The sequence below is a fragment of the Cycloclasticus sp. genome, from assembly GCF_019090545.1.
GTDB classification, from domain to species: Bacteria; Pseudomonadota; Gammaproteobacteria; order Methylococcales; family Cycloclasticaceae; genus Cycloclasticus; species Cycloclasticus pugetii.
Window position 1 is genome coordinate 99522 of record NZ_JAHRVT010000002.1, and the last position, 21390, is coordinate 120911.

Annotated in this window: 24 protein-coding genes; 14 read left to right on the top strand and 10 right to left on the bottom strand. The window is 41.5% G+C overall.

Annotated elements, in window-relative coordinates; all coding sequences use genetic code 11:
• Positions 1 to 46: 46 nt before the first annotated feature.
• From KUG63_RS00810 to KUG63_RS00835, 6 genes are all read right to left on the bottom strand, one after another.
• Positions 47 to 532 (bottom strand): aromatic-ring-hydroxylating dioxygenase subunit beta, encoded by a 486-nt coding sequence (locus KUG63_RS00810; protein ID WP_015007036.1) that lies wholly within the window; start codon positions 530 to 532, stop codon positions 47 to 49.
• Positions 529 to 1719, bottom strand: coding sequence for an aromatic ring-hydroxylating oxygenase subunit alpha (locus tag KUG63_RS00815; RefSeq protein ID WP_020933217.1), 1191 nt, complete (start codon positions 1717 to 1719; stop codon positions 529 to 531). The genes KUG63_RS00810 and KUG63_RS00815 overlap by 4 nt, the downstream gene beginning before the upstream one ends.
• A 99-nt stretch (positions 1720 to 1818) precedes the next feature.
• On the bottom strand, positions 1819 to 2535 hold the full coding sequence (locus KUG63_RS00820; protein ID WP_016390223.1) for a Crp/Fnr family transcriptional regulator: 717 nt from the start codon (positions 2533 to 2535) through the stop codon (positions 1819 to 1821).
• Between the two features lie 133 nt (positions 2536 to 2668).
• Positions 2669 to 3922 (bottom strand): aromatic ring-hydroxylating dioxygenase subunit alpha, encoded by a 1254-nt coding sequence (locus KUG63_RS00825; RefSeq protein WP_020933215.1) that lies wholly within the window; start codon positions 3920 to 3922, stop codon positions 2669 to 2671.
• A gap of 11 nt (positions 3923 to 3933) precedes the next feature.
• Complete coding sequence (locus KUG63_RS00830) at positions 3934 to 4419, bottom strand: aromatic-ring-hydroxylating dioxygenase subunit beta (protein ID WP_015007032.1); 486 nt, start codon at positions 4417 to 4419, stop codon at positions 3934 to 3936.
• Positions 4420 to 4561: 142 nt separating this feature from the next.
• Complete coding sequence (locus tag KUG63_RS00835) at positions 4562 to 4948, bottom strand: hypothetical protein (protein ID WP_015007031.1); 387 nt, start codon at positions 4946 to 4948, stop codon at positions 4562 to 4564.
• Positions 4949 to 5204: 256 nt separating this feature from the next.
• Between KUG63_RS00835 and KUG63_RS00840 the strand changes: the two genes are divergently transcribed.
• From KUG63_RS00840 to bphC, 5 genes are all read left to right on the top strand, one after another.
• A complete protein-coding gene (locus tag KUG63_RS00840) occupies positions 5205 to 6182 on the top strand; it encodes a PdxA family protein (protein ID WP_020933214.1) in 978 nt (325 codons plus the stop codon).
• A 158-nt stretch (positions 6183 to 6340) separates the two neighbouring features.
• Positions 6341 to 7594 (top strand): aromatic ring-hydroxylating dioxygenase subunit alpha, encoded by a 1254-nt coding sequence (locus KUG63_RS00845; protein ID WP_016391027.1) that lies wholly within the window; start codon positions 6341 to 6343, stop codon positions 7592 to 7594.
• A 21-nt stretch (positions 7595 to 7615) separates the two neighbouring features.
• Positions 7616 to 8998 carry an SRPBCC family protein gene (locus KUG63_RS00850; RefSeq protein ID WP_016391028.1) on the top strand — a complete coding sequence of 461 codons (1383 nt, stop codon included), beginning with the start codon at positions 7616 to 7618 and terminating at the stop codon, positions 8996 to 8998.
• A gap of 1 nt (position 8999) precedes the next feature.
• Positions 9000 to 9533, top strand: a complete 534-nt coding sequence (locus KUG63_RS00855; RefSeq protein ID WP_020933213.1) for a 3-phenylpropionate/cinnamic acid dioxygenase subunit beta — start codon at positions 9000 to 9002, stop codon at positions 9531 to 9533.
• A gap of 45 nt (positions 9534 to 9578) precedes the next feature.
• Positions 9579 to 10475 carry a biphenyl-2,3-diol 1,2-dioxygenase gene (gene bphC, locus KUG63_RS00860; RefSeq protein ID WP_015007026.1) on the top strand — a complete coding sequence of 299 codons (897 nt, stop codon included), beginning with the start codon at positions 9579 to 9581 and terminating at the stop codon, positions 10473 to 10475.
• A gap of 97 nt (positions 10476 to 10572) precedes the next feature.
• On the opposite strand, the gene KUG63_RS00865 is transcribed toward bphC, so the two are convergent.
• Positions 10573 to 10980 carry a group II truncated hemoglobin gene (locus tag KUG63_RS00865; protein ID WP_015007025.1) on the bottom strand — a complete coding sequence of 136 codons (408 nt, stop codon included), beginning with the start codon at positions 10978 to 10980 and terminating at the stop codon, positions 10573 to 10575.
• Positions 10981 to 11173: 193 nt separating this feature from the next.
• Between KUG63_RS00865 and trpB the strand changes: the two genes are divergently transcribed.
• Entirely contained in the window at positions 11174 to 12352 is a 1179-nt protein-coding gene (gene trpB, locus KUG63_RS00870) for a tryptophan synthase subunit beta (RefSeq protein ID WP_020933211.1), read from the top strand.
• Positions 12353 to 12498: 146 nt separating this feature from the next.
• On the opposite strand, the gene KUG63_RS00875 is transcribed toward trpB, so the two are convergent.
• The gene (locus KUG63_RS00875; protein ID WP_015007023.1) at positions 12499 to 13185 is read right to left on the bottom strand and encodes a DUF2461 domain-containing protein; all 687 of its coding nucleotides are present in this window, start codon (positions 13183 to 13185) and stop codon (positions 12499 to 12501) included.
• A gap of 101 nt (positions 13186 to 13286) precedes the next feature.
• On the opposite strand from KUG63_RS00875, the gene KUG63_RS00880 reads away from it, so the two are divergent.
• The 3 genes from KUG63_RS00880 (at position 13287) to KUG63_RS00890 (ending at position 15330) form a co-directional block, all read left to right on the top strand.
• Complete coding sequence (locus tag KUG63_RS00880) at positions 13287 to 14309, top strand: 2Fe-2S iron-sulfur cluster-binding protein (RefSeq protein WP_015007022.1); 1023 nt, start codon at positions 13287 to 13289, stop codon at positions 14307 to 14309.
• Positions 14310 to 14404: 95 nt separating this feature from the next.
• Positions 14405 to 14719, top strand: a complete 315-nt coding sequence (locus KUG63_RS00885) for a non-heme iron oxygenase ferredoxin subunit (RefSeq protein ID WP_015007021.1) — start codon at positions 14405 to 14407, stop codon at positions 14717 to 14719.
• A 14-nt stretch (positions 14720 to 14733) separates the two neighbouring features.
• Complete coding sequence (locus KUG63_RS00890; RefSeq protein WP_015007020.1) at positions 14734 to 15330, top strand: 2-hydroxychromene-2-carboxylate isomerase; 597 nt, start codon at positions 14734 to 14736, stop codon at positions 15328 to 15330.
• On the opposite strand, the gene KUG63_RS00895 is transcribed toward KUG63_RS00890, so the two are convergent.
• Both KUG63_RS00895 and KUG63_RS00900 read right to left on the bottom strand, forming a co-directional pair.
• The gene (locus KUG63_RS00895; RefSeq protein WP_015007019.1) at positions 15327 to 15746 is read right to left on the bottom strand and encodes a GNAT family N-acetyltransferase; all 420 of its coding nucleotides are present in this window, start codon (positions 15744 to 15746) and stop codon (positions 15327 to 15329) included. The genes KUG63_RS00890 and KUG63_RS00895 overlap by 4 nt on opposite strands.
• 8 nt (positions 15747 to 15754) lie before the next feature.
• Positions 15755 to 16666 (bottom strand): AAA family ATPase, encoded by a 912-nt coding sequence (locus KUG63_RS00900; RefSeq protein ID WP_015007018.1) that lies wholly within the window; start codon positions 16664 to 16666, stop codon positions 15755 to 15757.
• 136 nt (positions 16667 to 16802) lie between these two features.
• On the opposite strand from KUG63_RS00900, the gene mnmG reads away from it, so the two are divergent.
• The 5 genes from mnmG to KUG63_RS00925 all read left to right on the top strand — a co-directional run bounded on the left by mnmG (position 16803) and on the right by KUG63_RS00925 (position 21386).
• Positions 16803 to 18677, top strand: a complete 1875-nt coding sequence (gene mnmG / locus KUG63_RS00905; protein ID WP_287553664.1) for a tRNA uridine-5-carboxymethylaminomethyl(34) synthesis enzyme MnmG — start codon at positions 16803 to 16805, stop codon at positions 18675 to 18677.
• Between the two features lie 5 nt (positions 18678 to 18682).
• The gene (rsmG, locus tag KUG63_RS00910) at positions 18683 to 19306 is read left to right on the top strand and encodes a 16S rRNA (guanine(527)-N(7))-methyltransferase RsmG (protein ID WP_015007016.1); all 624 of its coding nucleotides are present in this window, start codon (positions 18683 to 18685) and stop codon (positions 19304 to 19306) included.
• A gap of 33 nt (positions 19307 to 19339) precedes the next feature.
• Positions 19340 to 20104, top strand: coding sequence for a ParA family protein (locus tag KUG63_RS00915; protein WP_015007015.1), 765 nt, complete (start codon positions 19340 to 19342; stop codon positions 20102 to 20104).
• Positions 20105 to 20113: 9 nt separating this feature from the next.
• On the top strand, positions 20114 to 20962 hold the full coding sequence (locus KUG63_RS00920; RefSeq protein WP_016391034.1) for a ParB/RepB/Spo0J family partition protein: 849 nt from the start codon (positions 20114 to 20116) through the stop codon (positions 20960 to 20962).
• A gap of 61 nt (positions 20963 to 21023) precedes the next feature.
• A complete protein-coding gene (locus KUG63_RS00925) occupies positions 21024 to 21386 on the top strand; it encodes an ATP synthase subunit I (RefSeq protein ID WP_015007013.1) in 363 nt (120 codons plus the stop codon).
• Positions 21387 to 21390 lie beyond the last annotated feature (4 nt).

Below are 21390 nucleotides of genomic sequence, written 5' to 3' on the forward strand. Positions count from 1 at the left end.
GCCTCAATATTTAAAATATTGAGGCTTTTTTTGTGCTCGTTATATTTTAGATAGGGTAAGGAACATAACGAGGTAATACGTTAGTATCAACAACGGCTTTACGTTGAATAAAGCTGGCGCCATTTTCAACTAATACGATATCTTCATATCGGCCAACACATAAAAGTTCACTTTTCTCAACAAGATTCTGGGTGTAGAAAATAGAAAAATTATAGTTAGCTTGGTAACGATTATTGCCTAAATCTTTAATAGAAGTCAGCTGAGTCATGTGTCTCATTTGATAATGTTCAGTTGAATCATTTTGAATGACCGTGACCTGTGTGACTCTGTCTTGCAGACGTTCATATTTATCATCGAGCATAAAGGCAATAGGAAAACCCTTAGATTCATTTTCATTTGAAATCAAAGTATAGCTGCCTTGTTTATTAAAACAGGCTAACCATTTTTCCATATCTAAATTGTCGAGCGCACAAATATAGTCTCTATTTAAGTTCTCAATACTAAAAATTACGTTAGGTTCAATCTCGCTCATGCTTCTGCCCTCTTAAAGCCCATTAATTTTCTATAGTGTTCCCAACGTGGTAGGTTTCCAGATTCATCATTTTGCCCAACCTGAAGTTCAAGTTGGTATTCGTCTTTAACACCTTTCTGGAATATTGCCATGCCAGGTGTTTTATTACCCTTATCAATGCGGGAAAAAACAGAGGCATCTTCCATGCTGATTAAACCACTAGGGCCAAGCAAGTTACTAGATTGGCGAATTCTATGCGCAATCATTTCATCGTCATCATCTTCATGAGTGAAATATGCGTAATGGACTTCAATGCCTTTAGGGCCTTTAGGAAAAGCATAACGAATATTTAGCATATCCATATGTTTGGAATAAACAGTAAGAGGGAATTGCATTTGTACAATGGAGCCTGTACTGGTTTCGGTGCCTTTAAAATCTAATATAGAGGCGTCTTTTAGGGCTGTAATGTCATCAGGGATTTTAAGTTCAGATTCAAAGGATAAATGACCATTTTCAGATACATTTTGAACACCTTTGCCACCCTGCCAGTTAAGCATTTTAAAAGCTAGGTGAAGGAGTGGAGCGTGATAACCATCGTTATCGCAGTATGCTTTCCAGTTACAGTCATAATGAACTTTTTGATAGCCAATGAACTTTAAACGCCCGTCACCACCAAGGATTCGACTAAGAGGTTCGTAGAAGTTTTCACCGAGATATTCCTTAAGAGGAGCAACTGTCTCGCTCATAGTAATAAAATATAAGCCACAGAATTCTTCTGTTCGGAAGGTGGGTAAACTAAAGTTTTTCTTGTCAAAATCGGGTGTAAATTCACGGCTATTTGGGCAACCGACTAACTCACCTTCAGGGCTGAATAGCCAACGATGGTAAGGGCATTCAAATTCTGTTTTGTTGCCTAAACTTTCGGTAACAAGGGTTGTGCCTCGATGAGTACAGGCGTTTTGAAAGATACGAATCTTATTGTCTTCACCGCGCACAGCGAAAACAGGGATTTCACCCAAATCAGCAGCCTTATAATCGCCGATATTTGGGATTTCACTTTGATGAACGATTGGGTGCCATTCGGCACCATAAAAGATATTTTCAAGTTCTTTTGGCCATAAATCAGCCCGTTCGAAAACCTCTTTAGGTACTTCATTATATTTAGCCGGCCATTCTAGTGTGGCACTGTTATTAGGTATTTGCGACATGTTCTCTCCTATTGGTTAATCGTAAAAAGAATATATATAGTTTTTTAAAAGTGACCTATTGTTTTTGTCTTTGAATTTGATATATGTCACTAAGGCCTCTTAGCGGGCAGATGAGTTTGCAAGTTGCTCCAATTTTTTAAGTTCTAAAATTTGAATTTTACGTCCATCCTTATTAATGCAGCCGGTATCAATGAGTTTGGAAAAAGACCGGCTGACTGTCTCAACAGCCAGTCCAAGGTGGCTGGCAATATCTTGGCGAGTCATCGGTAGTTGAAATGAGGATGACTGTAAATTAGAGGATGAAATACGACTATGATATAAAATCAAAAAGGCTGCTAATCGAGACGAGGCGGACTGTAGGGATATGATGTTTTGCACGCGACTCATGGAAGCTAAGGCGGTGCTATACAGCTTCACTGAGAAGTCAGACAAGGTTGGAAACTCCTTACGCAACATGCGCAGCGAGGGGTAGTCTATTTTACAAGCTAAACTGGCTTCAAGGGCATCAGCACTGTTTAGTGTCATTCCAAGCCCTACACTGTCCAGACCGATGACTTCACCGGGCAGAAAAAAGTTGTGTACATGTTCGGTGCCATGAGGTGAAATCATTTTTGTTTTAAATGAACCTGTCTTAACAACATATAAAAAGCTTGTTTCAGTGTGCTGTTGAAATAATGCCTCGCCCATTTTGTATGGGATATTAGTTTGGACTATATTTTCAAAGCGAAATAGCTTGTTGGCCGGCATTCCAGAAGGGACGCATTGTTTTGCGAGCACACATTCGACACAGTTGGAAGCGGCTTTGTTTTTTTGCATAGCAGGCAACGCCGTTTTTATTATAAGCCCTACTGTAAACTATAATTAGATAGATTCAAAACTTTTTAAAGCGATGAAAAAAAGCCCCTAATGCAAGGCACTAGAGGCTTTTGTTTTACTGCGAGAGTAGGGTTTAGAAGTCCATTATTTCTCGGTAACCTTTCCATAAGCCCCGGATCAAACCTTCAGTAACAAGGTGGTCGTCTCCCTTCGCTTCATCACCAGCCATACGGATAACGTTTGTAAACTCACCATCCCTGATAATGGCATTTTGGCACAATTCTGTTGACTCGCCATCTTCCATTGAGATAAGTCCAGCAGGTCCAATAAGGTTAAATTGCTTTAAACGAATATTTCTAAGTTCTTCGGTGTCGTCTTTATAACCAAAGTAAGTCCAAACTAACTCAAATTCATCCTTACCTTTCGGTAAGATCTGCCGAAAAGCGAGGGTATTTTGAATTTGCTGTACAACTAATGAAGGAAAAAGTGACAAGATAACTAACGTCACGCCATCTTCGAATTCTTGTTTGCCAGCTAATATAGAGGCATCTTTAAGTTCGTATTCGCCAGTTTGAAGCGTTCTAAGCTTATCTTTCTTCATGTCATCAAGAGCGGTCTCATCTTCAGTGCCACCACTTGCCCATAGGACCGAGTGATAGTCGTTGTTGGCGATGGACTCACCTTTTTGTGAAGATCTATATAGCCCAAAGGTTGCATGGAAGAGATGTAACAAGCTTGCATGGTAAGGGTCTTTGGTGTTTTCTGAGTAGAACTTCCAGTTCCCTTTAATATACTGTCTAGTTGTGCCTAGTATTTCTATCGGCTTATTTAAAAGTCGACGCATATGGTAGCTAACATCATCGCCCATATATTCTTCAATATCCGGCGTATCATCACTAAAGGTACCAAAAATCGCACCATGGTAATTAACCACACGGACCTTACGTAGACCGTGCTTTTTCTTATCAAAGTCTTTTGGCATGCCACCTTTGCCAGCGAGTCCACGCTGGAAGGGGACCCCATGAAGGTCACCCTTCGCATCATAAGCCCATTGGTGATATACACATGTGTAAGCACCATCTTCAGACTTACCGTGACGCTCTCGACAAATCTCAGCGCCACGGTGAGCACAACGGTTAACCCAAGCATAGATTTCATCATCTTGACCACGGGTAACGACAACAGGGGTATCACCAATATAGGTTGATTTGAAGCTACCTTTTTCTGGCAGTTCTGCATCAGCGGCTAAAAAATTCCACGTTGGGCCATTGTAGATTCTGGCTTGCTCCAGATCGTAGACTTCCTGATCATTAAAAACGGAATACGGTACTGAAGTGTGGCTTTCGTCAGCAGACCATTTTAAATGTGGAGGTGTTATTGCATTCATTTTTTTTCTCCTTAAACAGGGATCACCAATAGGGTAGTGATTCGATGAGTGTCGTAAATAGCGCTTCGTTTTTTAAATTTAAGAACGCCTTTATCGCGGACAATCTCATCAACATAACGACCCACGTTATAAACTGTACTTTCTCCGTCATTACAGGTTTTAAATACAGCATAATTTGATTGTACGTGAAATGTTTCACCGTCATCAGTTGTAATAACAGGGTTGCTAATAATATGACGATACCATTGAACTTGGTAGACATTAGCATGACGTAACGCGGTAATGCGGTCCTCTAGCATGCCGCGGCTATCACACCACATCACAGCAGTTGGTAAGCCTATTTCATGGTTTTCTCTTGGAATGATTTGATATAAGCACTGGTCAGTAAAAAAATTTGGCCAGTTTTCTAAATCATCATCATCGATGCATTGAACATAGCTGTTAAGTAGGTCTTCTATTTCGCTTTTTAGTTCAAGGGTTATAGCATTGTTTGGCATATGGCCTCCTCTTTTTGTTTTTTTTTGGATAAATTTAACCGTTGAGTATACGGGGGTCTTTTTATAAGAAAATGACTATGATCAAAAAAAGCCTCTTTATCAGCTAAAGAGGCTTTTTGGCATGATAATAGTTAATGAGTTTTTAAGAGTTATCTATTAAATTCATTTTAGCAATAAGTTTTTGGATATCGACGTTAACATCATTATCAATTAACGCAGCCACGCGATTAATGGTACAGACAACTGACCCTCGCATGCTATGTACATAATAAGAATCTAATGGGTAAACAACGGAAGGGTCGTGTGATGCGCGTAGGTGACTAAGTTGGCTGATGCCCATAATAGCAAGGCCAGCTGCTTCAGCGTGAGCCATAAGTCGTTCAGCGCGATCTTCGGTAATGTTGCCGATATACTCTGTTAAAAAAGGAGGAGTGATGGCGCCTTTCCCTGCAACAGTTTCACGCCAGCGCACAGCGCCAACAATGCCTTCAATATCTAATAGGGACTCAAAAGGAACGGGTGTAGACATAAAATTCTCCTAAGGTTTTTCTATATTGATTATCTGTTTTTTATAGTAATGTTGCTATAGAGGTTAGCGCAGGAGTTAGGAGAATGGCAACTTATTATTCTGTTTTTATTACATAATTTATAATGGGGTTGAAATGGAATTGATGTAGATCAATCACAACATATGTTTTTTAAAAAATAATGTTATGCTAATATTTACTAAATTTTTTATAAAAATAATTATTAGCGTTAATGTTTTAACTAGGAGAGCCTAAATAATGAACAAAAAGCCAATTGTAGCAACAATGATAGGCGATCCAGCGGGTATAGGACCAGAGGTCGTTGCTAAGGCATGGGCCAGCGGTGAAATTCATCAATACTGTGAACCTGTTTTAGTGGGTAGTGCAGGCGTGATGCAAGATGTTGTTGATGAGAATCAATTGTCATTAACGATTAATATGATTCAATCGGTTGATGAGAAGACAAATGATCCTGCTGTTATAGATATTTTGGATTCAGGGAAATTTGACATGGGAAGTTACACCAAGGGGCAAGATAACGTGTCTTGTGGTCAAATTAGCGCTGATTGGCTTGAAGAAATGGATCAGCTAGCGTTGTCTGGAGCAGTAGATGCAACGGTTATGGCGCCAATTAGCTCAGTATCAATGAAAATGGCCAATGTGCTTGATAAGATTATTGAAATTGAGCCAGGACATAGTTATTTATTTCTAATTAGCGGCCCCTTAAGAGTGATGCATTTAACGGACCATATTCCTTTGCGTGATGTATGTGAACTGATTAGTAAAGACCTTGTGGCGGGTGCTATTGAAAAACTCAATGACTCGCTAATAGAGTGGGGTATTAGTGATCCGCGAATAGTTGTGGCAGGACTTAATCCGCATGCGAGTGGTGCAGAAGAAGACAATGAAATTAGACCAGGTGTTGAGCAAGCAAAAGCATTGGGTATCAACGTCGAAGGGCCGATGCCACCAGACTCCGTTTTCAGACAATGTATAGAAGATAAATATGATGTTGTGTTGGCAATGTTTCATGACCAAGGGCACATTGCAATTAAAACATGGGGGTTTTCAGGTAATTGCGCCTTGATCATGGGGCCTCCATACCTTCATATGTCTGTGGCACATGGTACGGCTTATGACCTCGTTGGAACAGGTAAGGCAGACCATACAATGATGCTAGAAGCGATTAAGTTGACGGGTAATTTAGCTGCAGGTAACGGCTTTTTTAGCGAATAAAGTTGTAGGGTTGCTGGAACAGTATGCTCTGTCTATTGTCTTATGTAGACATGCTCGATAGATAGGTATTTTAAAGCAACTAATCTTAAGGCTACTCCTAAATTGAAGGGTATATTCAATGGGAGGGCTTCTTGAATTAATAATAGGAGAACAGTTATATGAATGCGCAAGAAATAATCAATAAAATCGATGTTAATGGTAATCATTCCCCTTTCGCAACTTATTTAGATGAAGATGTCTTTAAGTTGGAACAAGAAAATTTATACCGTGGAAAGGTTTGGTCATATATAGGTCTAGATGTTGAGGTGCCTCAACCAGGCGATTACAAAACAACTTTTGTGGGCGATACACCCATCGTGTTGACGAGAGGCGAAGACGGTAGTCTTAATGCGTGGGTTAATCGTTGTGCGCATAAAGGTGCGGTTATTTGTCGTGAACGCCATGGGCATTCTGATGATGGTGCTTTTACCTGTGTTTATCATCAGTGGGCATATGATGCCAAAGGTGATTTAAAAGGAGTACCTTTTAGGCGGGGTATGAAAGGGCAAGGCGGTTATGCAAAAGACTTTGATATGAAAAATCATGGTCTAGAAACATTACGTGTTCAGACGGTAGCACAAATGATTTTTGCAACCTTTGACCCAGAAACACCTGATTTAGAAGAGTTTCTTGGCGAAAAAATGTGTGAAAACATTAGGCGTATTATGCATAAGCCGCTTAAGTTAATTGGGCATACTCGCCAGTTTATGAAAGGCAATTGGAAGGCCTATGCTGAAAACAGTCGAGACAGCTACCATGGTGCCTTATTGCATTTATTTTACCCAACATTTGGTATTTATCGTCAGGGGCAAATTAGTGAAGGGATAACCGATAAAGTGGGTTGTCATAACTATTTTAATGTTTCAGCGCCGCCTAAAGAGGATCTTGATTATAAAGATTATGCGGACGAGGCGAATAGAGAAATGCAAGGCCCACATCAGTTACAGGACACACGGGTTTTAAACTTTATTCCTGAGCGGGATGATAATGTTGCCTTAAGTATTCAGTCGCTTTTTCCAAGTGTCGTCCTGCAGCAAATTCAAAATACATTAGCAGCTCGTCAAGTGCTGCCTAAAAGTACAAATGAAACAGAACTAGTTTGGACATTTTTTGGTTATGAGGATGATGATGCGGCTATGGATGAGCATCGGTTGCGTAATATCAATCTAGTTGGGCCTGCTGGTTTAATATCAATGGAAGATGGCGAGGCTGTCGAATTGGTTCAAAACGGCGTCCACCGTGATGGAGAATTGCGTTCATTTATTGAAATGGGTGGTAATGATGTTGAAGATTACACCAGCCCAATGGGCATGGATGAAAATGCTGTGCGAGGGTTTTGGAAAGGTTATCGAGCAGTAATGGCTAGAGACTAAATTTAAGTAAGGGGGTATGAAATGGTAGATATTAATAAACTGGTTGATACGAAGGCATCGACACAGTCAAAAGAAGTTTTTTGGGATCAAGAGGTTTATGATCGGGAAATAAAAAATATTTTTGGGCGGAGTTGGTTGTTCCTAACGCATGAATGTATGCTGGAAAAGAAGGGTGACTTTATTACCACCAAAATGGCTGAAGATTCAGTGATCGTTACTCGCCATACTGATGGTTCATTAAAGGCATTTGTTAACTCATGTACGCATAGAGGTAATAGCATTTGTTCGGCAGACAGTGGTAATACCAAGTCATTTGTATGTAACTATCATGGCTGGGTGTTTTCGACCGATGGAAAGTTGGTGGATGTGCCATTAAGAGAAAAATGCTACCACGATGAGTTGGATAGAGATTCGTTAAGCTTAAAAACCATCAGAGTTGAGAGCTATCGAGGTTTTGTTTTTGGCTGTTTTGATGAAACAGCACCTAGCTTAGAAGACTTTTTAGGCGACTGGGGTTGGTACTTAGATACATGGATGGTAGGTGCTGGCGAAGGGGCTGAATTGGTTGGTCCGCCGATGAAATCTATTCTCAAATGTAACTGGAAAGTACCAACTGAAAACTTTGTGGGTGATGGCTACCATGTTGGGTGGACACATGCATCTGCTCTACATGTATTGGGTGGAGAGTTGGGTGGACTAGCTGGAAACCAAGCTGAGATGCCATTTGATGAGTTAGGGATTCAAGTCACAACGCGCCATGGGCATGGTTTTGGTGTTATTGATAATGCAGCCATCGCTATTCATGCGAAAAGAGATGAGTATGCTAAATATATGGAAGAGACCATACCCAAGGTGGCAGAGAACCTTGGAGAGCCAAGAGCAAAGTTATTTAATGGCCATTGGAACTGCTCAACCTTCCCAAATTGTTCTTTTTTATATGGAACCAATATCTTTAAGGTATGGCACCCACGTGGGCCACATGAAATTGAAGTATGGTCTTGGGTCATTGTGCACAAAGATATGAGTGACGAAGGCAAAAGAGAAGTTGTTAAACAAGCAGTTAGAAGTTTCGGTACGGCGGGTACATTGGAAAGTGATGACGGTGATAATATGGTGCAATCAACGCACGTTAATAGAGGCAATTATACGCGTGAGGGTACGATGAACTCAACGATGGGGCAAGGGTATGAAGGTGAGCACCCAGATTACCCGGGTATTGTGGGTTCAAGTTTTATTGGAGAAACATCGTATCGAGGGTTTTATCGCTTTTATCAAGAAATGATGTCGGCTGATAGCTGGGATGATATACGTGCAAACGATGAGCATTGGGCTGATTGTTTCCCAAATAAAAATTATTGGAAAGACCGAATAGCGGCTAAGGCGGCAGAGGCAGAGGGCGAATAAGATGCATAATACTGAAGCGAAAGAACGTGTATCTTCAGAGCTACATTACGAGTTATCTCAACATTATTATCAAGAAGCGACGTTGCTTCAAAATGGAGAGTTTAATACATGGATTGAGACCTTTGTTGCCAAAGATTTGCATTACTGGATGCCAGTGACAGAGCGCCGTTACTCTAAAGATAAGCGCCCTGAACCTACGCCATATGACATGGCAATATATAATGACGATTATGATGAAGTAAAGGATCGAGTGGCGCGGTTGCTGACAGGGGCGGTGTGGATGGAAGATCCACGCTCAACGGTTCGTTATCTTATTACCAATATTGAGGCGTTTCATACTGATAAAGACGATGAGTTTGTTGTGCGCAGTAATTTTGTCGTGTATCGTCATAGAGGACAGTTAGAACACTCCGAGCATGTAGGCTGCCGTCAAGATTTAATACGAAAAGTGGGTAATGGCTTTCAGTTAGCACGGCGTAAGGTGTCTCTAGATGCTAGAGTAACGGAAGATAAAAATTTATATATATTCTTCTGATCGATAAGCGGTAAGTTTTAAAACTAAAATAAGAGGATTTAACAAATGGTAAAAGTAATAGAGTTAGGCTATATGGGGTTTAACGTCACAGATATGGACGCATGGCGTGAGTACGCAACGAAATGTGTTGGTTTGGAAATTGAAGAAGGTGATCGCGATGATCGCTTTTACCTAAGAATGGATGGTCAGCATCACCGCTTTACAGTTCATCAATCAGATGAAGACGATTTGGCATATGCAGGTTGGAGAGTAAAAGGCTTTGAAGAATTCAAAGCGATGCAGCAACACTTAACAGCTAATGGCGTTGATTTTCGTGTAGCGTCTGAAGAAGAATGTGAAGAGCGTTTCGTTTTAGGCCTGCTTAAATTAGAGGACCCATCAGGCAACCCGACAGAAATTTTTTACAGCCCTCAAATGGATGTAATGAAGCCTTTTCACCCGGGTCGACCAATGTATGGCAAGTTTCTAACTGGTAACCAAGGTATTGGGCATTTCATTATTCGTTCACTAGATGATGATGCCACATATGCGTTTTATTCAATGTTAGGCCTTGAAGGATCTGTTGAATATAAAATTAAGTTGCCTAATGGCATGATTGCAAAACCTGTTTTTATGCACTGTAACGATCGTCAGCACTCATTGGCATTTGGACTTGGCCCGATGGAAAAAAGAATCAATCATTTAATGTTAGAGTACACAGAGCTGGATGATTTGGGCATAGCCCACGATACAGCGCGTAGAGAAGGTATTGATGTGGCGATGCAGCTTGGAAAGCATTCGAATGACCAAGCCTATACGTTCTACTTTGCTACACCATCTGGATGGTTGTTAGAATTAGGCCATGGCGCACGTGAAGCAGTGAGAGAGCAAGAGCATTACACTGGTGATATTTTTGGTCACAAGCCAGAAGCTACCGGTTATGGAATGAATGTTGATATTTAAGTAATATTTAGTATCAAAAAAAGGGCGCCTTTGGCGCCCTTTTTATTGTGCAGATAGCAATCAATGACATGATTAGCTAGAGCAAGATGATTGAGTGTTAATGATGATTCATTAGGGTATCGCAGATGCGCTGAAAAGCAGGTGTTAACATGTCACGATATTTTTTATCAATATCAACATCTTTCATGGCTTGTTGCATGCAGTGCATCCAAGCATTGGATGCTTGCTGATCAATCTTAAAGGGCTTATGTTGTTTAGTAATGCAGGGGCTGCCATGTTTCGCAACATATAGCGGTGGGCCACCTAACCAACCAGAAAGGTACTCAAATAGACCATCTCGAATATTGGTTAAGTCATCTTTATGCATGGCTCGAATAGTTTTTGCCTCTTCGTCCGAGTCCATAATGTCGTAAAACCGATTAACTAGCTTACGGACGCCTTCTTCGCCGCCAATCCAGTCATACATTGTTGTTTGTTGTTCGCTTGTTTGGTTTGCTTCGCTCATGGTCTATCCTGCATTAATTTTAGCGTAAATGTTTACTGTCGCATGATGCAGAAATATCAACCATGATCCAAATCAAATTACAGTAATTTTTCAAGTCCGCTGAGCGTATTGTCAAGTAAGGTGATTAATACTAAAGTAGCTTAGATATCAACCTTAATAAAAGGAACAGCGCTTGAAGCATAATACAATTCCCATGCCGGACGAGAAGGGTTACTTTGGTGAGTACGGTGGACAGGTTATACCGCCTGATCTTGTTGCCATCATGAATGACATTAACAGAGCTTACCAAGAAATTTCAAAGACACCGTCTTTTAAAGATGAGTTAAATGATTTGTACACCCATTATGTGGGACGTCCAAGTCCTATTTTTTATGCGAAACGATTAACGGAAAAGTTAGGTGGTGCTAAAATTTTTCTAAAAAGAGAGGATCTAAACCATACGGGTGCGCATAAGATAAATCATTGCCTTGGCGAGGCATTATTAGCACGACACATGGGTAAAACTAAGGTGATCGCTGAAACAGGAGCGGGTCAGCATGGGGTGGCGTTAGCAACGGCTTGTGCCTTAGTGGGTATCGATTGCGAAATTCACATGGGTGAGGTGGATATTGAAAAAGAACGCCCTAATGTGACGAAGATGAAAATATTGGGTTGTACTTTAGTACCGGTCAGTCGTGGGACGAGAACATTGAAGGACGCTGTAGATAGTGCGTTTGAAGAATACTTAAAAGACCCAGTTAATTTTATTTATGCGATTGGCTCGGTTGTTGGGCCGCACCCTTTCCCCATGATGGTAAGAGACTTCCAAAGCATTATAGGTAAAGAAGCGCGCGCGCAGTTTCTTGAGGAGCAGGGGCGTTTGCCTGATGTTATTACTGCATGTGTTGGTGGTGGTTCAAATGCAATAGGACTATTTACAGCTTTTTTGGACGACGAATTGGTTGATATTGTTGGGGTGGAGCCAGCAGGGAGAGGCTTAGAAACAGGTGAGCATGCGGCAACCATGAGTAAAGGGGTTAAAGGAGCTTTGCATGGATTTGAGTGCTACAACTTACAAGATCAATCAGGTGAGCCGCTACCTGTCTATTCGATTGCATCAGGGTTGGATTATCCAGGGGTTGGACCTCAGCACTGTTTGTTAAAAGATTTGGGTCGAGCGAAATATGTTGCTATAGATGATGAAGAGTGTATTGATGCCTTTATGACCTTATCAAGGGTAGAGGGCATTATCCCAGCACTAGAAAGCGCACATGCTGTGGCGTACGCGATGAAAATAGCAAAAAAAATGAGCTCAAATGAGACGATTTTAGTCAATCTATCTGGTCGTGGTGATAAGGATGCTTACTTTATAGCAGATAAGTTAGGGTTGTAGGCGGCCCGTTGTCTGGAGAAAAGCAGCGCAATTGTTAAGGCCTCGACGAGCTTAAACTAGTTAATCAACTTAGAGTCTTTGATGGGTTATTGAAAAGAAGATAATTGGCACGACCTTAGCAACAAAAAAGACTGGGCAGGTTAAATTTAGTAGGGCAGTTCCAGCGCATTGCACAGGTAGTCCATCAAATCGCTGGCGACTTTAAAGCGGTGATGGATTGTTTTAGTTACATTAGGGCTTAAAATTTCTTCATGAGTTAAAGGGTGGATAGCAATAAAGTCCTTACGTTTTAAATCATTAATCATAGGGTGATCTTTTGCGTAACCTCGCGGGTAGGTTTTTAATGAGTCACCTGACAATGTATAATATCGTTTGAAAGTATTGTGGCGTGTAATGTTTTTCCAAGCATTAGGGCTGTCACTAATCATCTCTCTAATATTGCTTAACGCTTTACTGTTGGGCCGCCAAATACCGGCACCAACAAAGCAAGTGTCAGGTGAGATATGTAGATAGAACCCAGGGGCGTGGACATCCTTGCCAGCAGTATGTCTAAACTGGATGCCTATATTTGTTTTATACGGTGTTTTATCGTTACTGAAACGCGCATCTCGATAAATGCGCATTAATGAGCCACCTGTTTTTTTGGCCACTGCAGTAAAATTAGGAGAGAGTGATTTTATACTAGGCTCCATGGCCTCAATAAAAGCTAAAGACGGTTCACGGACACTTTGTTCATAAAGCGATTTTCTTTCATTAAACCAAGGGCGATTATTGTTATTTGATAATTGTTGAAGGAAAGAAAGTGTTTGATGGTTGAAAAAGGAAGTATTCATTGGATTAGTCGATCTAAAGTTGATTTAAAACACGGCTTGTTTGTTTAGTGTGAATATAATATTCTTTATAGGTTAACAATGTTTGAATTAAGAGGAGAGGCATGACAAGTTATAACGTAAAAATCAGCGGACAGGAACTGGAGTTTGCTTGTGAGGAAGGAGATACTATTTTGCGTGCAGCACTACGCGCAGGTGTAGGCATGCCTTACGAATGTAATTCAGGTGGTTGTGGTGCCTGTAAAGTTGAAGTGTTAAACGGTGAAGTGGAGAATATTTGGGAAGATGCGCCGGGCCTGTCACCTCGTGATATTAAAAAAGGTCGCAAATTGAGCTGTCAATGTATTCCAACTGAAGACCTTGAGATTAAGGTTCGCTTAAACCCCGAAGCGATGCCGTTACATAAGCCAATTAAGGGTAAGGCCGTTTTATTTGAAATAAATAAACTAACAGAAGATATGGCAGAGTTTTGCTTTAAAACGGAGCATCCTGCTCATTTTAAAGCAGGGCAATTTGCCTTATTAGATTTCCCGGGCATTACAGGCTCACGTGGTTATTCAATGTGTAACCTGCCAAATGAGGAAGGTGAGTGGCGTTTTATTATTAAGAAAATGCCAGACGGTAGTGCCACCACAACTTTATTTGAAGATTATGAAGTGGGTGCGGAGATTGTAATCGACGGGCCTTATGGTTTGGCATATTTGAAACCAGAAATTCCAAGAGATATCGTTTGTGTGGGTGGTGGTTCAGGCTTGTCACCCGAGATGTCGATCATTAAGGCAGCTGCCAGAGATCCTCAGCTAAGTGATAGAAATATTTATTTGTTCTACGGAGGTCGTACACCAAGTGATATTTGTCCGCCTAAGCTTATTGAAGCAGATGATGATTTACGTGGCCGAGTGAAGAATTTCAATGCCGTATCAGACGTTGAAGCAGCCGAAGCAGCAGGATGGAATGGTGATGTTGGGTTTATCCATGAGTTGTTAGGAAAAACATTGGGAGAAAAACTTCCAGAGCACGAATTTTATTTCTGTGGCCCTCCTCCTATGACAGATGCTTTAACACGTATGCTGATGACTGAATACAAAGTGCCATTTGATCAAATTCATTACGATCGTTTTTATTAAAATAATATTAAAGGGTCTGCGAATTTCTACTGGTATTCGGTATGATAGCCAGAAATTGTAAGAAAAACTAATAACACTAACAAAGAGCTAAAATTATGAGCAATATAGTATTATGTAAAACAGATGAGGTTAAAGACGAAGCGCCTGTTGCTGTAACGCCTGAAGGTTTTCCAGCATTAGCAGTCTATGTATTTGAAGGTGAATACTATGTTACGGACAATTTGTGTACGCATGGAATGGCGATGCTGACAGATGGTTATCAAGACGGTGATGAAGTTGAATGCCCATTCCATGGCGGCGCGTTCTCCATTAAGACAGGTGATCCAACTTCATTCCCTTGCCAGATACCGATTAAAACGTACCCTGTTACAGTTGAAGATGGCAATATTTGTATTCCAGCCGCTGAATAAGGTTAGCTAAGATTATGCAAGAATCAATAGACTTTTATTTTGACATGATGAGCCCATTTAGTTATTTGGCTCATACTCAGTTACCCGATTTGGCGAGAAAGTATGGTTTAACCGTTAAGTATTTGCCGATGAGTATCCCAGTAGCAAAAATTGCTGCGGGTAATTACGGGCCTTCAAATAGAGAGGTGCCTGCCAAAATTAAAGTGATGTTGCAAGACATTAAACGCTGGGCAGCACATTATGATGTGCCGTTTACGTTTCCTAAAAACCTTGAAATAGAGCCTTGGAATATTGGTGTTTTATATGCCAATGATAAAGATCAAGCAGAAGCCTATGTCAATGCAGCTTATGCAAAGATCTGGGCAGATGGTTGTGACCCAACAGACATGGCCGAGCTATCGCAAGTAGCAGATCAACTGGGTTGGAATGCGGATGAGTTTATTGCCTATGTGCAGTCAAATGAAGGGCAGACTCGTTTTCGTAAAGCTTGTGTAGAGGCACATAAAGAGGGTGTCTTTGGTGCCCCTATTATGATGTTAGATGACCAAGCCTGGTGGGGTAATGATCGCTTCATGTTTATGGAAGAGTATCTTAAAGATCGGAAAAATTAAGTTAAGCTCTTCAGCATTTTAATATGTGTGAACCTAGCTTCTTGAAATGGCTTCCCTGTAATATGGAAGCCATTTTTTTTATAAAAACCAACAGCGCTTTGTTGTGCGTGGCAAGTTAATTGTTGGAGTCCTTGAAGTCTTGCTTGCTTAGTGATCTGCTTTAGTAATTGATTGCCCAGTCCTTGTGTGCGGTAACTCTTTAGAACGGCCATTCTTCCAAACTGACCATTATCAGCAAGTCGAGCTGTGGCGATAGGTGTATTGTCGCCATTAAAAATAACAACATGTAAAAAGTGATTATCTTGTTTATCTAGTTCTAGTTGCTGGGGAATCCCTTGTTCTTCAACAAATACAGATAACCGAACAGTCCGACAATAGGGTTCTAAATCAGACCAAGAGCCTGTTCTAATAAGCATGCTCAATATTAAGGTATAGCTACTTCTGTGAGCAGTGCTGTAGAGGCGGCCTTGCTTGAGGTGCTGTTATCTTGAAGTGCTAGCCGATGCTCGATGATTGATGGTGTAATGGCTTGAATATCTTCGGGGTATACGTTATCGCGATTATCAATCAGCGCCCATGATTTTGCTGCTTGAATTAACGCGATGCCGGCCCTTGGGGATAGGCCTTGGCTAAACAAAGGAGAGGTTCGAGAAAAGGCCAATAAGGCTTGAACGTAAGCGATCAACGGTTCGGCAACATGGACGGTTTGGACCTGTTGTTGAAGCGCAATCAGCTGGTCAGCGCTAATAATAGGCTGACACGACTCGAGTTTTAAACGAGTGCTGGTGCCAGTGAGCAGCTGTTTTTCGGATGCTGAGTCCGGGTATCCAATAGATAGTCGCATTAAGAACCGGTCTAGCTGAGACTCAGGTAAAGCAAAGGTGCCAATTTGATGTCCAGGGTTCTGAGTGGCAACTACAATAAAAGGGTTGCTCATTGGGTAAGTCTTTTTTTCAATAGTGATCTGGCGTTCTTCCATGGCCTCAAGCAGAGCGCTTTGTGTTTTTGGGGTAGCACGGTTAATTTCATCGGCCAAAATAAAGTTGGAAAAAATAGGCCCAGGGTGAAATTCAAAATTACTATTGTCACGGTCAAAAATACTTGAGCCAATAATATCGGCAGGTAATAAATCGCTGGTAAATTGAATACGTTGAAAATTTAATCCAAGTAAGATGGCAAAGCTATGAGCCAGGGTGGTTTTGCCAACGCCGGGAATATCTTCTATCAACAGATGCCCTTTTGCCAAAATACAGGCTAACGCTAATTTAATTGTTTTATCTTTACCTAAAATGATTGAGTTTGTTTGCTCTAAAAAAGCTTGAATAAGTTGGTTCATAAGGCGTTGGCAAGGGTGCTGGTTAACGTTGTATAGGTTTATTCTAGCAAATAGAATCTATATGTGTTTTTAACGAGACCACTAAATGAGTTGAATGATGTTAAAATCAACAGCTTATACCCATATAGTTAGAGTTATGTTACATCCAAATAGATTTGACGTTATCGTTATTGGCGGTGGTCACGCCGGCACAGAAGCAGTATTGGCAGCCGCACGTACAGGTGCAAAAACATTGTTGCTAACACAGAATATCGAGACTCTGGGGCAGATGAGTTGTAACCCAGCGATTGGTGGCATCGGTAAGGGGCACTTGGTTAAAGAAGTGGATGCGCTTGGCGGTGTGATGGCAAAAGCAACGGATAAAGCAGGGATTCAGTTTCGCACATTGAATTCAAGTAAAGGCCCTGCGGTACGCGCAACACGAGCACAAGCAGACCGTTTGTTATATAAAAATGCCGTTAGAGAGACCCTAGAAAATCAAGAAAACTTGAGCTTGTTTCAGCAAACGGTGTCGGACCTTATTGTTGAGAATGACCGTGTGCAAGGCGTTGTAACGCAAATGGGGCTAAAATTTAAAGCGGCAACCGTGGTGTTAACGGCGGGTACATTTTTGGGCGGTAGAATTCATATTGGTTTAGAGAATTATGAAGGTGGTCGTGCTGGTGATGCGCCATCAAATGCGTTGTCCAAACGATTACGCGCCTTGCCCTTTAATGTTGATCGATTAAAAACAGGTACGCCACCAAGGATAGATGGCCGAAGTATTGATTTTAGTGTTATGCAGGAGCAGCCGGGTGATACACCATTGCCAGTCTTTTCATTTATGGGGTCGGTAAAAGATCACCCGAAACAAATATCTTGTTATATCACCAGGACGAATGAGAAAGGTCACGATATTATCCGTTCAGGACTGGACCGGTCACCGATGTACACAGGGGTAATTGAGGGTGTTGGGCCAAGGTATTGCCCTTCAATCGAAGATAAGGTGATGCGTTTTGCAGATAAAGATTCACACCAGATATTTGTTGAGCCGGAAGGTTTAACTACAACAGAAGTGTACCCTAATGGTATTTCAACTAGTTTGCCATTTGATATTCAAGAGGCATTTATTAAAACGATTGCAGGGTTTGAGAATGCGCATATTGTGCGCCCCGGGTATGCGATTGAATATGATTTTTTTGACCCAAGGGATCTTAAATCATCGCTTGAAACAAAGCATATGCCAGGCTTGTTTTTTGCGGGACAAATTAATGGTACAACGGGTTATGAAGAAGCGGCAGCTCAAGGGTTGATTGCTGGTTTAAACGCAGCGCGCCAAGCAAGAGGGTTGGCACCTTGGTGTCCTCGTCGAGATGAGGCTTATATCGGCGTGATGATTGATGATTTGGTCACCAATGGCACGCTTGAGCCTTATCGTATGTTTACTAGCCGAGCAGAATACAGGCTGTTGCTACGTGAGGATAATGCCGATTTAAGGCTAACCGAATTAGGTTATCAGATGGGCTTGGTTAGTGAGGCGCAGTGGCAGAAATTTAATGTTAAAAGAGAGGCAATTGAGTTGGAGCAGGCGCGTTTAAAGGCGACTTGGGTTCAGCCGAACACTGCGGCATCTAAAGATGCAAACGAATTCTTGAAAACGCCATTGCAACGCGAGGCTAACTTATTGGATTTGCTTCGTAGACCAGAGGTAAAGTATGAGAATATCGCTAATCTGCCGGATATCGAGAGCACTGTGGCTGATGACTCAGTTCGCAACCAAGTAGAAATACAAGCCAAGTACGCAGGTTATATAGACCGTCAGCAAACAGAAATTGCGCGGACGTTACGTTATGAGGAGCTTATTTTATCAGCGGAGGCTGACTATCGACAGGTTCCCGGGTTATCGTCTGAGGTCGTTGAAAAGCTCGATCGGCACAGGCCAGAGACATTGGGTCAAGCGAGTCGAATACAAGGGGTAACGCCGGCAGCTATTTCGTTGTTGTTGGTGCACTTGAAGAAGAAAAGTGGGTAACGTAGATGTTTAATGAAGCGCATAGGCTCCAATTAGAAAAAGGGCTTGCAGAAATGAAGATAGAGTTACCTTCGCAAAGCATTGCTAAAATGATTGATTTTCTCCGTATGATGGTGAAGTGGAATAAGGTATATAACCTATCTGCAATTAGAGAGCCCGAGCAAATGGTGAATATGCATTTATTGGATAGTTTAGCAGTGTTACCTTTCTTACACGGAAAACGTTGTATTGATGTAGGCACTGGGGCTGGATTACCTGGTATCCCGCTAGCGATTGCAAGGCCAGATATGCAGTTTGCACTACTTGATAGCAACTCAAAGAAAACGCGTTTTATTCAGCAAGCATGTATTGAGTTAGGGTTGGATCATGTGTCGGTTCTAAACGAGCGTATTGAAGAGTATCAGCCAGAACAAAAATTTGATACGGTAACCGCACGGGCATTTACCTCAATGCCAAATTTATTAGTAAAGACACGTCATCTATTAGCGCTAGGGGGTAGATTGCTAGCGATGAAATCAAAAGAAACGAAGGCGGTAGATAGTAAAGGGTTTCAGTTCAGTTGTGTAGAATCTCTAGTAATACCTGAACTCGAAGTGACGCGAAATCTTGTTATTTATACAGCTGTATAGTGGTATCAATATGATAAAGAAAGGTGTCTATTAGTGGCAAGAATAATAGCGGTTGCTAATCAAAAAGGTGGTGTGGGCAAAACAACGACAAGCATTAACTTGGCTGCATCTATGGCAGAACTTGGTCGGCGTGTTTTATTAGTTGATATGGATCCGCAAGGTAATGCGACTATGGGCAGTGGTGTTGATAAGCAAGATATCGAGCTGTCTTGTTATGATGTGCTATTGGAGGATTGCGATCCATTCCAAGCAGTAGTCAGTTCGCAAACAATTAAACATCAGGTGCTACCGAGCAATATGGACCTTGCAGGCGCCGAAGTTCATTTATTAGAGGCGGTTGACCGTGATCGCCGTTTAAAAAAAGCCATTGGTATATTAGCCGATAACTACGATTATATTTTTATTGACTGTCCTCCCTCGATGAACATGCTGACTATTAATGCGTTGGTTGCGGCTGATAGCGTATTGGTGCCTATGCAGTGTGAGTATTTTGCACTAGAAGGCTTGTCATCTTTAATGGATACATTAAAACAGGTGCAGGAAACCGTTAACAAAAATTTAAGTCTAGAAGGGCTTTTAAGGACGATGTTTGATGGGCGTAGCCGCCTGACTCGTGAAGTCAGTGAGCAGCTAACAGCGCACTTTTCAGATAGGTTATTTGAAACGATTGTGCCAAGAAATGTACGACTTGCCGAAGCGCCAAGTTTTGGCTTGCCCGCTATTCTTTACGATAAAAGTTCCCGCGGGGCGCAGGCTTATATGGATCTGGCGCGTGAACTAGACGAAAAACACTACTAGGATTTAAGAATGTCTACAAAGAAAAGAGGGTTGGGCCGCGGGTTAGATGCATTGTTGAGTCATCCAAAGGTAGGTGGTCATGCAAAGGAAACTAAAAAACTTCCAATAGATTTATTACAGCGTGGTAAATACCAACCAAGAACAGAGTTTGATCCGGTTCAACTGCAAGAGTTAGCCGATTCAATCAGTGCGCAAGGCATTATTCAGCCAATTGTTGTGCGGCCTATTAGTGGTAATAATTATGAAATTTTGGCCGGCGAACGACGCTGGCGTGCTGCGCAATTAGCCGGTCTGCAAGATGTTGAGGTAGTTATTAATGATGTAGATGATCGTGCTGCAATAGCCATTTCATTGATTGAAAATATTCAACGAGAAAATTTAAATATTCTGGATGAGTCAGAGGCTTTGCAGCGACTAATCAATGAGTTTGAGATGACGCATCAGCAGGCAGCGGATGCAGTAGGAAGATCAAGGGCAGCGGTCAGTAATTTATTGCGTTTATTAGAATTAGGCCAGGAGGCAAAAGAAAGCCTTCGAGCTGGAAAAATCGAAATGGGGCACGGAAGAGCGTTATTAGCATTAAATGAATCGCAACAATCAACCATGGTTAATAAAGTAGTGGTTGGTGGCTTGTCGGTGCGCGCAACAGAAGCAATGGTAAAGCGAGCGCTAAAAAGCGGCGAAGAAAAGAAAAATGCTCTAGTGAAAGACCCTGACGTTGAAAGGCTGGAGCAAGATATATCAGAAAAACTAGGCGCTAAGGTGAAGATTAGCCACTCTAGTAAAGGGGATGGGAAGATAATAATTCAATTTTCATCATTGGATGAATTAGAGGGTGTGTTAGGTCATTTTAAATAAACTTGACTGTGAGGTGCAGCAAAAATTATAATGGGCGGCTGAATGCGACGGGCATTATAAAATGAAAGCTCAGTCTAAAATTGTTGTTTACCAGTTAGCTTTGATTTTCGTGGTTGCAATTACAGGGTATGCCTTGTATTCAGAACAGTTTGATTTAAAAGCAGTGTTGTACGGTGGATTTATATCGGTAACGGCATCTATAGTGATGGCGGTTAGGTTAAGTCAAGCAGTAAAAAGTGCGCAAAAAGGCAGTAAGCGCGGCGGATTTTATGTTTATTTAGGCGTGATAGAGCGATTATTGATTGCCATCGCGCTTTTTGGTGCGGGGCTTATGTGGTTTGAAATGAGTCCTGTTTATACAATGGTAGGGCTGGTTGTGGGTCAAGTAGGGTTTATACTTGGCGGATTTAGAGTGAAAGAATAAGAGA